A 16676-nucleotide genomic window follows, 5' to 3' on the forward strand; every position below is an offset into this window, starting at 1 on the left:
CCAAGCATGGCCGGGCCGCGAGTGTAACGACGAGTATCAGAATACGAATTCAGAATAGTCCTAATCTTCCAGGCGGCCCTGCGGCCCGCTGTTCAGTCGACCCTACACGACGAGTCGGCCGTATACATCCCAACATCTTGTTTCTTGTCCGGGGTGGTCCATCCGGAAAACATGGCGTCGAAGGTAGCCTGGACCCGGCCTCTCCCAATATGCCCATCGGCAAGCGGCACATCTTCATAAATGCACAGCAGGTAGGGATCATACGGAATCTCCCATATGAACCCCGTGGCGGGATAGGTTGTGCCCACTTGCACTGTACGTGAGTACTGCCCTCGCGTTATAGGCGCGTCGGCTAGCGAAGAGGGAGCCCAGGACAGTGTCAAGGTGTCTCCAGCCTTCAAGTAATACGACAGGTCCGGCACTTCCACGTGAATCACCATGCCAGTTAAAGGATCGCCGTTTTCATCCTCTCCCTCAGCGGGGCGTAATGCAGTGCAAGTAAGGAACCCAGCCGTGTTTACATGAGGGAAAATCAACTCTGGCAAAGGCAGCGCGGCAATGGTCACTTGCTGGCTCCGGCTTTGCCAATAGTTACCCGATAAAGGCGTAACAAGATGATAATAGAGCGACCACGTACCGTTGTTACGGGTTTGGATGGCGGCCCAGGGCACTGTTATTTCAATCAACTGAGGTACGGTATCACCTTCGGATGGCGCCTCTGGAACTTCCCCCTCCGCAAGGAACTGATCATCCAGATACAACCTTAAGCTCTGCCCTTCGCTCATGCCTTCAACACGTTCTACCAAGACTATTGCGTCCATGCCGAAGTCGGCAGGAATCAAAGCGTTGTTCGGCCCCCCACTGTTTGGTATGAGCACTGGCAGTTCGAGGGCCTCGTTGATTGGATCCGGCCACCCCTCGACGGGATCTGTCGGGCCTTCCACGTGGAAATTGACTTTGATGGTGGTGCTCTGCCGAGACCCCATGATCAACCCACCGCGCACTACTTCATACGCCACCTCCGTGTCCACGTCGCCGGTAGCCTCACCATATTCCCTCTGAAGCACAGGGTTGGGAACGTGTACCTCCAGCGGGCCACCAGGGAACGGCCAATCCGATGGTACAAATTCATACACCTCCTGACCCCAGTGCAACGTGATGGCATCGCCTTGGGCCGCATTTTGGAAAGGGGGAATTTCGACGACAACGCCCTTGATCGCATCAGCGATGACCAATACATCGTCATCGGATTCCTGCGCAAGGGGTACCCTGGGCGCAGAGAGGCCAGTAGCAAGTTCGCCCAGGGCTACACTGACCTGCCGGGGCTGAGCAAAGCCGCTGAAATTGCCGGCTTTGTCGGCAAGCACATAAGACACGACATATGAGCCGGAACCCGCATCGACGATGCTCGCGGCTGGCACCGTGAAGGTGATATCGCCGGTTTCCGGGACGGGTTGGCCGGCAAGAATCGGCTCTGCGCCGGGCGGCGGCCAGGATCCGCCGAAGCGAACCCAGTACAGGCTGCACACGTCACCGCTTCTGCGCGCCGGATACGACGGCACTGTGACTACGATATCATCCTCCAACGCTTCATCCGTGATAGGCGATGGGGTCACGGCAGCCTGGGGTGGGGTCGCCTGTTCGTAAGGCGGGGTACGGTCGGTGATGAAGCTCACGAAATCGGTGTAGTCAATATCGCCGACGAGGAGTGTGATCTCTACCCTCAACGCCATTGGCCCTTCGCGGGCGAGTAGGTCCGGCGGCACCTCCATCTGCAGCGGGAATTCAGTTTCGACCGATACCATATAGGGCGTCCCCACCGGAGCCCAGCCGTCCAGCTTGTCAGGGTCGGGGTTCGCGCCCACCCAGAGCTGAGCCTGTGCCGGCTGCTCTTGTCCCACCGGTGGCAAGTTGGCCCACGCCGGCTGGCGCACCGTCAAGCCGCTCTCCCACGCGGTACGCTTCAAGGTATTGTCGGTAGTGTCTGCGATTGCGTCTGCGGGGATTTCGGGCGCTGCGACGGCACGGTTGCTAAACTTTTTCATGGCTGTTCTCCTGCTGCGTGCTGGATTGCGGACGAATCCCGAAGGGCGAGCTCGCTCTTGCGCTCGGCGATAAGATGGTCAGCGGCTCGTACAATGCCGATGTGCTTGTCCCCCTCCACCAGCGTGACCAACTGCCCCTCCTGATAAAAGCGGTGCTCGGTCGTGCCCTCGGCCTTGCGCCCTGAAATGATGTCCGACGGGTCGTACTGGTAGGTGGCCGACGGTTCGCCATCCAGGCCACCTACGTTCACCAACCGTCCTAACAGGTCGTATTCGAGGGTGCGGCCAGCATCATCGAGCACGAGGTTACCGTCCGCGTCGTATTGCAGGTCTATCCGGGCGGGATAATCAGGCTGGTGATCATTCTCGATGGCGCTGAGCTGGGCAGGGTCAGCCTTTTCATACAGGTACTGCGCGAAGTTGCTCCCGGACGCGGTCACGTGCCGGCGCAAGTTCGAGATATGCACCGTGCCCGCGCGAAGCTGGCGATGGAACTTGCGCAGCTGCTCAGTGGCCTCGTCGCTCCAGCTGGTTGTGACGTAGGTATGGTTATCCAGCGCATCCAGTTCAAACAATTGGCTGCTGATGCGCTTGCCGTACGGATCTATAGGGCATTCCGGGCCGCTGCACTCGTACCAGGTCAAGTGGCCCCTGGGGTCGTACTCGAACAACTCATCGCGCAGGGTTTCATCGCCTTCGCGCAGGGTGCGTTGAACGATGCAATCGGCGCTGTCATAGCGTTGCGACAACACACTTACGGTACCGTCGATATCGAATCGGCGCTCCACTTCCCGGCCAAGGCTGTCGTAAGTCAACGAAGTGGCGAGGTAGGCGCCTGTGTTCGGATGGTCCACCGTGCGCACCGTATGCGGACGGCCCAGCAGGTCATAGTCGAGGGTGCAGGTGAGCTCGGGCTCGAAGCGCAGCCCCGACTCGGCACCCACCTCACTTTTGCTCAAACGACCGGCGCTGTCATAGGTGTAGCGCTGGGTAGCCTGGGCCACATCCGTGTACCGAAGCAGGCGTTCACCCACGCTGTAACGGTATTGCATGGCGTAGGTGGTGCCATCGAGGCTGCGTTGCTCGGTTTTCAGCCGACCGTTGGTGAAATAGGTGCGGTTCATCACCTCAACCGCATCCTTCTCACAGGCCATCAAACGGGCGGTGTGTTTGTCGTAATGGTAGATTTCCTCCGTATTGCTACGCCGCCGGATGGGCTCCTCGCCCAGCCGCAGCTGGTATTCGTACTCGATGGTGTGCTGCCGGGGCGTGATCACCGTACGCGGCCGGGTCGCGCTTGCTTCATAAATCATGGTGCGCTCACGGCCACCGGTATTGCTGGCGATCATCCGCCCCAGGCCGTCGAAGGTCTGGGTGCCCAGCACCTTGCCATCCACCGCTATCTCTACAGGCAGATCATCATCGCTATGGACGGCATATTGCCGCTCCACCCTCGCGCCATCGGGCAGTTCCCGGGCCGTTTCGCGGTCGTACACATCCAGCTCGATCAGGGTTTCCCGTTGGCTGCGCCCCCACGGGGTGGTTTCTCTCACCTTGCGGCCCAGCCCGTCGTAACCGTAGGTGGTTGTGTCGTTCACCCCGTCGTCTCCCTCCCGATGAACGCTTACGGGGTCACCGAACAGGTTTTTCACCGTCGTGATCAACGCGCTGGCCCTTTCACCCGCCTCGACTTCCTGCCACTCCTTCACGGTAGGCGCGATACCGTCGCCGATCGGGCACGCTTCGGAAACACGGCGAACATTGTCCGGTCCGATCTGTACCCGTTCCTGGCCCCAATCGTCGTACTCCAAGCTAGTGGTCAGAGCCAAGGGTTGCCACCCATCCTCGACGTCTTCGGGTTGGCAATCGTCGTAAACCGTTTCCTGCGCCTTCTGTCCCAAGGCGTTGTAGCGGGCCGTGTAGATCTGCAGGCCATCGGCGCTGCGGCGCTGACCGGTATGGGGAGCCTGCGCGGCGCCCGGCTCGGCGCGCCGCTCTTCAACGACGCGCCCGATTCCGTCGGTGTACGTGGTGAACTGAACCCCTTGAACATCTTCTTCAACCTGCCAGGCCGGCTCGCCCTCCGCAGCCAAGCCGTAGCGATAGCGGCGGAACGCCTCATCCACTGTTCCAGGGGCGAGGATTTCCTCGGTAAGCCGCTGCAAGGCATCGTAGTGGTAGCGCACCTCCACATCGTTGTCGTCGCGCTGGAGCAACACCTGGCCGGTGAGCACTGAATGCTCTTCGTTCACGGCACGCGAGGTCTTATCAAAGCCAATGAAGGTACTGGTGGTCTTGAGCACGCTCTGGGGAAGCCAGGCGCTGCCCTCCAACACATAATCGAAGCGGGTCGTGGTGGTCGGCGCTTCGTCGACACGCAGACTTGCAGAGGCGAGGCCCGTCGTGGTTTTCAAGTCATGGAAGGTAGCGATCTGCTTCTCCAGGCGGCCAAGCGTGAGTGGCTCCTGAGCATCCTGATACCAGTGGTTTTCAATGACCTGATAGGGCGTGGTTTCATGCCCATCAAGGCTTTTTTCCTCGCGGGCCTGCACCGGCCAGGCGGGCTCGGCGCTATCGGCCAGCGCTGGCAGCGCCCGATAGAAGAACCGGTGTACCCTAACCGGCGCCTTGCCTTCGCCGCCATCGGCAGGTGTTACGGTGGTTTGCTTGCGTTGGCGAGTGAACCCATGTGGGTCTGCGGGGCAATCCTCGCCATCGCCTTCTGCAGGATAGTACTGATGCCGTGTGATCACCCCGGTGGCCGCGGTTTCCACTAGCAGGTTGCCGTGGTGGTCGTAATCGGTCAGCACGCGCTCCGTACGCGTCCCTGCCGCGCCGCTCCACCGCGTGGTGGCTTGCTTCACCAGCTGGCAGTTCGCCGGTTGGTCGCGGAAATCCTTGCCCTCCTCGAGGTGGTATTGGGTTTCGGAGCGCTGGGTGTGGCCGTTCTGCGTGGTTTCCTCCAGCGTGAGCAGATGGAAGGCGTTGAACACGCGCTTTGTGGTGCGCACCGCCTGGTCGTCCACCATCAAGGCTTGCTCGGTGCCGTACTGATAGGCCTTGTCGGCCTTGTACAGATTGTCCAGGCCATCGTCTGCCCACGGGATACTGCCCTGCCCACCACCAAGGAAATTGTTATCCCGAAGCTGGCCCTCAACCTCTATCTGGTAGCTATAACGGGTAGTGATCGCGGGCTGCCCCTGACCGGGCTCCAGCAAATGCTGCGTTACCCGGGGCAGATTCGCCCTGCCCGCGGTAGTGGGGAAGCGGTGCCCACTATCTTCATAGGACATACGCTCGCGCGCTCCCGCGGGCGTGGTCACCTGCTCGATGTAGCGATAGCCGTTGCGGCTTGCGTAAGCGAACTCCCAGGCCGCCTTCTCGGGTACAGGCAAGGCCAGGCGCGATACTTGCTCATCAGCGTCAAGGGTGAGGTCGAAGGTCGCCACTTCCTGATCGCCGCTTGGGTAGAACCGCACGCTGATCAGATCGTTGGACCGCTCGATGCGCAGCAGCTCGCGGCTGTCATCGGCAACGGAGGTGAGCGTTGGATATCCGCGAAACGGCTCGTACTCAAGGCTTACGCTGTGCCCCGAAGGCGCAACCAGCCGTACCGGCAACGCTACCCGGCCGTCGGCGCTGTCCATGAGCTGAAGGTATTCCACCAGGCCATCAAGATGCACAACGCGCCAGTGTTGGCTGTCATCCTCATGGAAATGGAAGGTCTCCAGCTTGCGCTCTTCCAGGGCCGGCGTGCCACCGCTACCGGTGACCTTGAACTGCTGGCCGGTATAGAGCGTAAGCATGCGATTGCCGTCAGGCTCGAACCGCGTAAGGCTCAAGTCCCAGCCCAGGCCGAAGCCACGATTGCGGGTATCAATGGGGTTGTAGGAGAGCTTCAAGGGCAACACCGGCCCCGCAAGCGCATTGGCCTTGAGCTCTGGTAGCGCTGTGGCCACCGTGTACAAGCCCGTGCGTGGGTCCACCCCGGTGTCCAGGAAGCTGAGGAAATTGAATGCGTTGGAATGCAGTCGAGTCGTAGCCTGACGCATGGAAGCTTCCCCTCGTGTGGTGACTTTCAGCGTATTGCGGGTATCGGTCTGGAACCCGATTTCCAACCGATGACGGTTGCCGGACTGGTCAATGAGCGACACCCGCAGCGGTCGGGGGGTGGACGTCCATGTGTCCCAGTCAACCGTGCCGAAACGGGCGGTGAAGGTTTTCAAGGGGTGCGGATCGCTTTCGAATTCCGCTTCGTTGTCGAACCAGAACGGGAATTTATTAACCCTGTACAAGGCCAGCCACAGATGGCCCGGGGTGGGGTCCTGGTTCGGCTCGAGGCTGGGCGACAAAGGATGGCCACGTAGCCGCGCCAACCAATGCAGCCAGGGATCGTAGGTCAGCGTTTTCCACTGCTGATCATCGGTTTCGCCAGGAAGAAGCCTTGGCCGGAACGTATAGCCGGTATAAGTGCAATACGTCTCCTCCATCAGTTCGCTCTCCCAACGCAATAGCGAAAGCTGGGCGGTACGCAGGTGCTCTTCAACCTCAAATGTGCAATCTAGAAAAAGCACTTCCAAGGCGTCCGAGCGAGGCCGGTAGGAGAGCTGCCAATAGTCCAGCGATGTGAGGCATTGCCCGAAGGGGTCCTCCATATCCCCTTCGTATACCGTGCAGCTGGCCGGGAATTCCGCCCCCGGGGGCCGTTGCCGGCTTAATGTATATACACCGCTTGTTTCATTGGGGGGTTCAACGGTGGTGATCGTCACACAGCCATCAGTGTCGGGAGAGGATTCGTGCCATATGTCAGCATAGTCCTTGAAGTTAGCCACGAATTGCACGGCGCCTACTCCACTGCCCGCCGGATCGAGTTGAGCCAGCAAGTACAGGGTCCGGACTGTAGTGCCGTCCTCTGGATCGTTCATAGGAACCGATCCCGTCGCCCTGGAAACGCTACTGCTCATGAAATCGTAACGGTTACGCACCAGAGTGGTGGCAAACATCCGGGAGTCCCCGTCGCTTATCACGTCTTCCCCGGGGTCTAGGAACTCGACGTCCGAACCGTTTCTGACCCTGAGCCGCAGCGAGGACAATTCATCTTCCGTGAGCGGGTAATAGGTGATGTTGCCATAGCCGTCGGTCACGCCAGCCGTTTGAATGGTTATGCGTATTTCCACCGGTTGGCGGCCATTTGCATATTGGCGGTCACTGAACCGATCATTGGGTTGACCATTTTGCGTACATTCGAGGGTGAATTTTTGCAGGCGCGACCAGCGAGGGGTATTCAGCGCAGGCGGCGTGAGATCCACGATCGCGAACCCTTTACTCATGACGCCCGTTGCGACCACCAGCGCCTGGGTGTGTTCGCCTTGGGCGGGCGCCTGGTACTCCAGGGAATGATCGTCGACCGTCACGTTGCCTACATCGTTGACCACATAAGCGGCGCTGACAGGACGCTCGGCCGTCAACCGGGCGTAGCCGTCCATTTCGATACCCGCCACGGGAGGCGTGAGCGCAAGGGTATAGCCAGCTGGGGTCAACACGATCATCGCAAAGGCTTGGCGGCCTTCACTGTCACTGGCCGTAATCCGTACCTGGTAGTAGCCCGGCGCGAGGTCATCGGGGATCACGTACTGCGCCGCCATCCCCTGGACCGTCAATTTCCCCGGCGCATTGGCCGATAGCGCCCATTTCACGGCGCTGCCCAGGCCGTGAGCCGTCAGGGCTACGGAATCCGTCCCCAATAGCCCTGCATGAGGTTCGGTGAGGCGGTCGGTCGCCGTCCCGATACGTCGCAAGGCCCATTGAGGTGCTACTACCGGTGTCAATACGGATGGCGGGGGAACATCAGCTGATCGAGGTTGCCCGAAAGCAACCACATTCTGTGCCTCGCCTGGCCGCAACCAGTGATCGATTTTCATGCATGGTTTGCCGCCTAGTACCGACAGTAGCGGCACAAGTTCGTGTTCCCGATAAGGGGGGGCGGGTTCCTCGCCTGGGTTTCGCAGCAACTCGCCCAGCACCGGCGCGATGTAAATCGCGGCATCGTAAAAGCCAGCGCCATCCGGGTCGGTATCGGGCAACAGAAACGGCGGGCTATGCATGGCAATACCGCTTTCGGAAAGCTGCGCAGATGAACCAAAGAGGTTGACTGCGTAACGATCCCCGCCATTCTCCGAAGGGCTGATTGCCAGGTAGAATCGCCTGGGCGACAGCACCCCCTGCGCAGGCAATCCCAGGGTATGCGTACGCAGTACACCTGGACCTGCTTGCCCGTGCAGGTGGGCTTCCAAGGCGGCGGCAATCTTTTTGCGGGTAGCTTCCACGGTTCCCAGTCGGGTGTGGACACTATAGGTTGACGGCCAATGCCATTGGACCTGCCCTTGGAGGTCCACCTCCAGGCGGAGGGAGGCCAGGGACGCACGCAGCTCCAGATCATAGCCCTGGCCTTCAGCGAACTGGACTTGTTCGATGAAGTATTCGATCCCGTTGGACGTGCCAGTCACCCGATAGCTGCCAGCCACCAGTGAAAAACGCAAAACCGCATCGCCGCCGCCCAGGCCTGCGGCTTCTACCGAAAGCGACGGCGCGCCGAAACGCACGCCTTGGAAAACCACGGTTTCATTATCACTGGTAGCGAGTATTGAAGAATACTCGCTGGCGACCTTGTGAGTTCGTGGCCGGGTGGCAAACGCCTCCTTCAACAGGCCATTGAACGCGTCCAGTTCAAGTACCATGAGCATCCCCCAATCAAGGTTGACGTCATGGAGACTCAAGTATGCTTTCAACTCAGTGTAAGTCATGGACATTATCGACCCCCTGAACCTTGCGCGGCGTGTGGCCCGCTTGCCGCTATTTTTCGTGGGCTATCTGTTAACTTGAAAAATGGCTGGGCATCCTTGCCACTTGTACCTGGCTCAGGGATATCTACCCAAGGCAGTGGAATAAGTACCGTGCCGTAATAATCAGGCTCGGCCCCATCGCCAATTTTACGCGCGGGAATACGCCGGAGCTTCGCCCGGCCTTTAGGTATCTCGCTGTCCCGAATCTTCATCACAACCACTACGAACTGTTGCGGTATGTCAGCCCTATATACGTACTCGGCCGAGCCATTTTCGAGGACCCGCAGGTTGCCCTCCCCCAAACAGTGGTTCCAGTGTGGCTTCCACCTGTCGAAAACCAGCTCTTCGCCATTGTCTTTGGCGTAGGCCCGTATACTCAGCGCACACAGGCCATCGACGTTGGGCTTTTTCTCGACCACAAGCGCTATGCTGGGCGCCAGATATCGAACCAGAAAGTAGGCATAGGTGGTGTTGCCGAGGTTATCTATAAAGTTAGCCTGACGAAGGTCGAACCCCTTCGGTTTTTTTTCCACACCCTCCTCATCCTCATCCCAAAGTTTACTACCCGTCGGCGCGGTGTATTGCCACGGAAAGTCAGCTATATCGCTTCTTTTCAGCACCTCCCCTATTACTTCCTGATCACCCATCATATGCCCCTCGACCGATGCAGTATCACTGACCGACGTTACCGAGAGGTACCGCAACTTTGCTTTCTCCATTACTTGAACCACCGGGCCAAGCATGATGCCAGAGCTGTACACATTGACCAGCGTGAGGCTTGCATATACACGCTCGTCACCCTTGAAGGTCACCTCTGCCTTTATTCTTACTGTAATGAAATTTTCGCCCACCAGCGTTTCGGGGGCAGAATAATTAGTATTGATCGCGCCTGGATCATCAAAATGCCCTACATCCTCATCGTAGAGAACCCCTTCCACCGACCAGCTGACCGTGGCCAACTCCGCTATATCCGTTAGCGCGATTTCGACGGAGACTTTCCCTTTGGCCTGAATATGCTCGACTGATTCACCAGAAGCGTTTGAAACATTAATATAAAATCGTGTTCTTGCCGGGGAAACATGGCCAAAAAGAACCACTCCGCGGGGCAAGTGCATACTTTCCAGCTCTACCGGGTTCTCACCGCGGAACAGCAGCTGATTCAGGCGCATGGCATTCAGATAGCCTACCGGCATAGAGAGGGCGTCATCGACCAATGGTAATACTTTTCCAATAAAGAGCTCGTTTTCAATGGCGTTGACAATCTCGTTCAGCAATGGGTGTTTTTCAAGCCCTACGAGAGCTCTTTGCAGAGGCTTGACCGCACTACGGTTGTCGACCAAGACCAACTTGATATCATTGTTTTCGAACGTAAGCTGGTACGACCACTCGTACGCCCACTGGAAGTCGACGTCAGTTTCCATGCCGTTGATGCTGCAGGAAAACTTTTGTTTGTTCGACCATTTCAAATCCGCGAATATGCTGTTTTCTCTGGTAGCAAATTGTATCGTGAGCGGCGCGGACAAGCTGTCATCCTCTGCGCTCAGACCAAGTTCCAGAGCAGGCGTGGAGCCACTGAGGATAACCTCATCTTCACCCTTTACCACCGGGATGCTGAAACGCTCGGACTTGAGCCGCCCTTGGCGGAATTTCATCCCACTGAATTGGTTGTCGGCATCGAGAAGTTGCATAATCGAGTAGCCGGGCTCTGCCAAGGTCGCCAGGCCTTGCTGAAGAATGCGTCGCAACATGAATGCGCGCCCCAGGGCCATGGTTGCGCTGTAGCCACTAGGTAGAAGATAAGCGCCGGGAGCGTCGGGCGGAAAGCTTGCAGTGTCGTCTTCGTCAGCCTTGATAAACAACACGACGGCACCGTCTCCACTCACCGACGAGGTGCCGGTGCCCGTTTCGCTCAATGCATGGATGCGAATATTGAAATCGGTGGGCGTAAAAAAGGCATTGGGGTCGCTTTTCAACGTATTGAGTTCGAAGGTGGTAAGTTCCGGCTCCATTGCCTTGAATACTCGATCCATGGCTGCAGCAGCCCGATGTTGAACTTCCTTTGCGGGGCTGACGGTGAAGCGGCTTTCCTCAATATCACGCGTGTTCTGTAACGAAATGGTAACTTTACCTCCCTCCACCCCCCCTACCCACCTATCCAAGGGAACACGGGTATATTGATCCAGGCCATTCAATGGAGACATATAGCGAATTTTCACAGCGGGGTAATGAGACTTCGGATCGAGTTCCTCACTATAGGTATCCCTTTCAAGGTTTACCTGTACCCCGCTCGCGGCCTTCAAGGTAAGCCTTGCACTGCTGGAACTCCAGACGCTGTCCTCGAAGCTCAATTTCGGCGCATAAAACTCTACACCGCCAAGCCAGGTGTACTCATCCTGATCGGAGTCGAAGTGGCCGCTGGTTGCTGGCATTGGGTCACCGTCGAACCGCTCGACATACTCTTGGAACAACAACTGGTTGGTTTTCAACTTGTCGTAGGCTACAACTGCGCTGCACCCCCAGGTATGATCATGTGCTTTCATCCACTCCAGGAGCTTTTCCGGATCTTGCTGTTCTCGCTTGCTCATAAGAGCATCCTCCGAAAATCAATTTATGAGTTGCAAATCCAACCGGGGGAAATCAATGCGTGAGGTGCCATTGTCAAAACTCAGCTGCACGGTCAGGCGCAGCGAGGTGTTAGTTGTGAAAGCGTTGAAGGTGTCGGCGGGTACACGCAGGCTCACGTAACCGGCAAGCACTTCAGCGGGGGTGATAGTTTGGCCGCTTGCCTGGTTCGCGGTCGCCCAGAAGCGCTGATCCCCTGCAGGTGTATTGCCTACACCTTCTACCCATAGCCGCTGGTCCCTTTGCATCAGCAGCCATCGATCAAGTCTCAGCGTTACGCCTGTGGCCCTGGCTTGGCCAAGCGACAACCTGTTATCGGACGTGGCTTCGCTGCAGGCAAGGTGCGGCAGATACTGCGTGTCTGGAGCGCGGATAAGCAGGCGAAACGGTTCAGAATCCACGTACCCGCCTACATCGAGTACCGCGCGATAAAACACGTTGAACCGTTTCGCTTCGCTATCGCCCATATTCGGAGCGGCGTACTGAGCTGGGATAAGAAATGCGGGTGGCGACTCGTCAGGCAATGGGCGATGCTGCTCCAGCTGGCCTCCGTTGATATCCCCTTCCCAATGCATGTGTAAGGTTGCGCCGCCAAATTCGGCGCCTTCCGGCACTCGAACCGTGACACCCCCGTTGCGTGCGATAGCATCAGGGCGCAGGTAGCCTTGGTTGTCCGCCTCACCGGGGTCCTGATTGATCCCATCGATCAGAGGAAACGGCATGCGCAGTGCCGGCCTCACCGGCAATGGCAATACGTCACTCTTCAGCTGGCTCCCCAGCCGGGCGAAATGCCAATACACTTCGCTGTTACCAAGCCCCAGTGAAGCAAGCTCGGCAGGATTGACGAGGAATTCGAGCTTCTGGCTGTCCATCACCGAGGGGTCGACCTGCAGGGTGCGGATCACCTCGTTGGCGCTTCCGATCCAGTGGAGGAATACCGCATCGGCGTTCAGCATTCGCCGGTAAATCGGGCAGCGCACCCGCAGCCCCGCCGGGTAGCCTGCGGGATCAAGCGCCCCGCCTGGGAAATCGGGAAGCTGAGGCGCCTCAAGATAGGGAGGAAGCGCGGTTTGCGTCGCCCAGCAGTCCGCCGAGCTAGGCACCGAGCCGAAGATGAATTGTTGCTCGATGGACACACTGGCGACTTGAGGCGCGGCGTAATCCACACGGTAGAAGAGCGCGCCGTGGTAACCATCGCTTTTGCGTAATTCGCTTTTCGGTAGTGCCCATACCATCGGCACACCAAGGTCGGCTACGGTGAGCGTGAGGCGCTGCGTCCAGGGGGTAATGGGCTGGCTATCGTCTGCGCTTCGGTAGCCCTGCCAGGTCAAAGTCACTTCATCGCCAACCGCCATTGCCTGGTAAGGCGGGGCGCACACCAGCGCCTCGCTGCTGATCAGCGTGAGGTCGATGATCAAACCATGACTTTCACGAATTTGCGCTACCGGCAGTTGCATATCCACCGCTGCAGGGCGATCAATAAAGCAGATCAGCCGCAGCGACTCACCAACATGCACACTGGTCGGGGTAAGCACTTCATAGGAGTAGAACGCTTCGCCGCCCCGCAGGGCCTCCAGGTGAATATTACCAATCTGCACCTGCACTCGACCGTCTTCGAAATTGAACTCGGTAACATCCACCAGGACGTCCTCATCGACAGCACGTCCAGCTATGTCACGACCTCGCCAATGCGCAACGATCTGGTCACCGATTTTGATGTCGGAATATTGGACATACGTGAGTAAGTTCCCACCTTCAAGATCGTCAACGAAAATGACCTGCCCACGCATGACGGGAATTTGCGGGTAAGCGCCAGGCTCGAGGGTTTTATAATGCTGCATCAGGGACATCTCCGCAGAGGAGTTCTGCAGTAATTTGTAACGCGCAACGCGGAGCAGGTGTACTGGCAGAACTGCTAGGTTTTTCATTTCAACGCCCGATATTTCATTAGATTGGAGCGTGAAAACTTCCGCACAAACCTGACAGATCTGCCAGGTAGTCACCTGGGTGCAGGGGTGGTTACATACCGGAAAGTGAACACCACTTCATGCGCCGGAGAATTTTCATGGAAAATTTTAAAAAATACCTAGGCCGCTTTTTAATTCTTGGCATTGGAATTCTGGCGATGGCGGCGGGCACCCAAAGTGCGCAAGCTGCGCGGGCTGAGCCTGGGGGATGGATGCCCACCTGCGCCGGAGCAAATATAAAACTTGACTGCAACCCGGACGCTGATCACACCAATTATATATTGAATGGACGCGCAGGCTTGCGCGATCAAGGCGGTAACGACATTTCTAACGCACAGGTCGCAAGTTGCAGCAGGTTCACTGTGAACGGAAAGATGGTCGAATTCACATCCGCTCCTAGAGAACAACGCGTAGCGGCTGGAAGTGAATTCAAGTGTAATGCTGGCGAAGCGCTGACTGCGCTCACCTATGAAAGAGACAATGACACCGTCACCGCCACATACACCTGCAGGGCGTTGAGCGCGGCAACGGGAAAGTCCACCCGCGCCTCGGTTAGAAGCGCTGCACATCCGACTTCGGGGCTGGATAGTGTCGATTTCCGCGATGGCGCCCAAACATGCACATCGAGCGAGGTGGCTGTTGGGGGTAAGTTTGGTTCAGTTTCAAGTAATGCTGAGCTTTTCTGTGCAACCCTGAGTTCAAACGGGCAGGCGGCAGAAGCAGAGGCAGTATTTCACTATTTTCATCAGGAATCTCAAGCTGCCTTGGGGGAATGTTCGCTCTATCTATCTGACTCTGCCGTCGTTGCCCGGGCACACAGGGGCGACGAAAATGGTGCCACCGCTTACGTATGCGCACGTTATTTCCAGAATGGCAAGCCCCTGAAATATGTAGGACGGGCGGTGGAGCAATCCGTTGAAAACGAGAGCAATACCCAGGACTTCAAATGTTCAATCGAGGCCAACGAGGTCATGGTAGGGCGTAGTCACAGTGGCGATGAGAACGAAGAAACCACCTATTGGTGCCAGTCGTTTTCAGAGCCTACCTTCAACACGCCCATTCGCGTACAGAACGAAACCAGAAAGCCAGAAAGCCCGATAAAAGAGTCGGGTGCACTGCTCGACTGCTCACCGGGGGTCTACTTGGGCCGATATCACAGCGGGGATGAACAAGGTAACTCGCTTGCATTCTGTGCTGAGTTGTACTGAGACCTCACCGATTCACCGAAGGAGTCGCCGAATGAATGTTCGACAGATCCGCGCCGCCTTTCTGATGCCCTTGGCGAGCCTGTGCTGCTTTATGGCTCAACCCATTTGGGCAGCGGCGCCCCTGGGCTCAGTGACGTTACTAAGCGCAACCAACACAGAGCATGTGCTTGACGATGGGGAACAATGGGGGCGGCCCATGGAGTACGACTTACGTGCCAACGGGGCGCCCATCAAGCCAAATGAAGCACGCGCCCTTTCATTCCTGAATATTCCTTCCTCCACGCGGATATTTCTGAGCAGCGATGGGAACTGTGCACGTAACAGCGAGGTAGACTTCTGGATCGAGCTCGCTGCCACTCGGGAGGCCACTTATCCTCCGCCGTCTTCGCAAGTAAAATACATGACGCTGATCGAACTTGCCGCTATTGGCGAAACCGAGTCTCTCGGCGGCCTGGCGTTGGTGGAAAAGCACATCAAGATCTCTACTGGCGTTGACCGGGTCGCATGTGTGCGCATTACTACCTCCCGGCGGCCAGGTGACGTTGTACCTAGCGTTCCCTTGACCTTCTCGGACCAAGACATGGATTTCCCCCCTAGGGGGGACCAGACGTGCCCAAGCCCAGGTGTGCTGCGCGGCCGTAGGGGTGTAGTTCGACCAGAAGGCATGCTCCGCCAGAATATATGCGGAGCTTCTCTATCCATGCGGCCATCCAATGCCCAGAGTACGTCTCCGTTGCCTTGGATAAATACTATAAACGAGTGCCCTATCAATACTGTTTTAACAGGAACATATAACCATTCTGACGGCCCAAACCAAGTGCACCTCAACTGCGCCACGCTTTTGGACACGGAAGGCCGCCCCTTATGGATTAAACCAGACGATCACTTCGACATAGTTGGTAAATATTCAGACCACGATTTCTCTTGCCCTGATGGAAAAGTGATAACCGGCATACGCACAGGCAAGCTGGAAAACGAAAATTTCGATATTGGGTTCCGATGTGCAACTGTACTGGGATATCCCTCCGCTGATGGCGCCCGCTCTACTGCAGACGGCCCCAACGCCGATACCGGAAAAATCACTTTCATTGACGATAACGTGGACGCAAACGATAAACCATACATATACAATTTTCCTGACTACGGAATTTCACGTCAGTTCGAACTTCGGAATTACCTGTCGGCGTTTCCCTTCTATAGCGGTGATACCGGAGCGGGCAAACATAACATCAACCTCTTCCGGCTCGATAACATGGCGCCGGCTACGACCGTCACTCTTAGCTCGGATCCCATGTGCGCGACTACGGGGGACTTTCACGTAACGCTCAAGAGTGTTCGCGCAAATGCCGGCACACCCGTTATTTCATTGGAAGCGGCCTTCAAGACAGAAGTTGGCTCGATGCTGGAGAACGGCCTGGAGATGGTCAGCAAGAGCGGCAGCCCTCTGAACAAGGCGTTGCGCTGCGTGGCCGTGAGGGTGTCGCGCAAGCCAGGCCAGCGGGAACCTGCGCCGGTACCGGTGGTACAGGGGGGATGGCAATGGGTGATCGAAAACGACCATGAATTTGCTTGTGCAACTGGGGTGCTGACCGGGCGCGGCCACCAGGCGGATGAGACAGGCCAGACTCAATATGCCTGTTCCACATCGCCAAACCTTGCCAAGGGGCCTGTACAGACCTACGACGGGATCCGGGAAAACAGCAATACGTGGTTCGTGTGCCCCTTCGATCAGGCATTGATCGGGCGCGCCCACCACGGCGATGAAACCGGCGTCACCACCTACCGGTGCGCCACTGTGACCTACAACGGCAGGCCGGTAAGCATAGCCCCGAGCGATGCCTGGGTACCGGTAGCCGAGGACAATCACCAGTTCCGCTGCCCCCCGAATGAAGCGCTGATCGGGCGCTGGCATACGGGTGATACCGAGAGCGGCAACGGCGAGCAGAAAAATTCGGCTTATCGCTGCGGCAAGCTTCAGTACTAGTTCACACG

At 57.6% G+C, this 16676-nt stretch carries 6 protein-coding genes; 2 read left to right on the forward strand and 4 right to left on the reverse strand.

Annotated elements, in window-relative coordinates:
* Nucleotides 1–92 precede the first annotated feature (92 nt).
* The 4 genes from LG385_RS14715 to LG385_RS14730 form a co-directional block, all read right to left on the reverse strand.
* Nucleotides 93–2045, reverse strand: a complete 1953-nt coding sequence (locus tag LG385_RS14715) for a hypothetical protein (protein WP_225774898.1) — start codon at nucleotides 2043–2045, stop codon at nucleotides 93–95.
* Nucleotides 2042–8788, reverse strand: coding sequence for an RHS repeat domain-containing protein (locus tag LG385_RS14720; protein ID WP_225774899.1), 6747 nt, complete (start codon nucleotides 8786–8788; stop codon nucleotides 2042–2044). Before LG385_RS14720 ends, LG385_RS14715 begins: the two co-directional genes overlap by 4 nt.
* 65 nt (nucleotides 8789–8853) lie before the next feature.
* A complete protein-coding gene (locus LG385_RS14725) occupies nucleotides 8854–11472 on the reverse strand; it encodes a hypothetical protein (protein ID WP_225774900.1) in 2619 nt (872 codons plus the stop codon).
* Nucleotides 11473–11490: 18 nt separating this feature from the next.
* A complete protein-coding gene (locus tag LG385_RS14730; protein WP_225774901.1) occupies nucleotides 11491–13350 on the reverse strand; it encodes a hypothetical protein in 1860 nt (619 codons plus the stop codon).
* A 224-nt stretch (nucleotides 13351–13574) separates the two neighbouring features.
* On the opposite strand from LG385_RS14730, the gene LG385_RS14735 reads away from it, so the two are divergent.
* Together LG385_RS14735 and LG385_RS14740 are read left to right on the forward strand one after the other, a co-directional pair.
* Entirely contained in the window at nucleotides 13575–14684 is a 1110-nt protein-coding gene (locus LG385_RS14735; protein ID WP_225774902.1) for a hypothetical protein, read from the forward strand.
* 31 nt (nucleotides 14685–14715) lie between these two features.
* Nucleotides 14716–16668 carry a hypothetical protein gene (locus tag LG385_RS14740; protein ID WP_225774903.1) on the forward strand — a complete coding sequence of 651 codons (1953 nt, stop codon included), beginning with the start codon at nucleotides 14716–14718 and terminating at the stop codon, nucleotides 16666–16668.
* Nucleotides 16669–16676 lie beyond the last annotated feature (8 nt).

Source organism: Pseudomonas sp. Marseille-Q5115 (assembly GCF_916618905.1).
In the GTDB taxonomy this organism is placed as follows: Bacteria; Pseudomonadota; Gammaproteobacteria; order Pseudomonadales; family Pseudomonadaceae; genus Aquipseudomonas; species Aquipseudomonas japonica_A.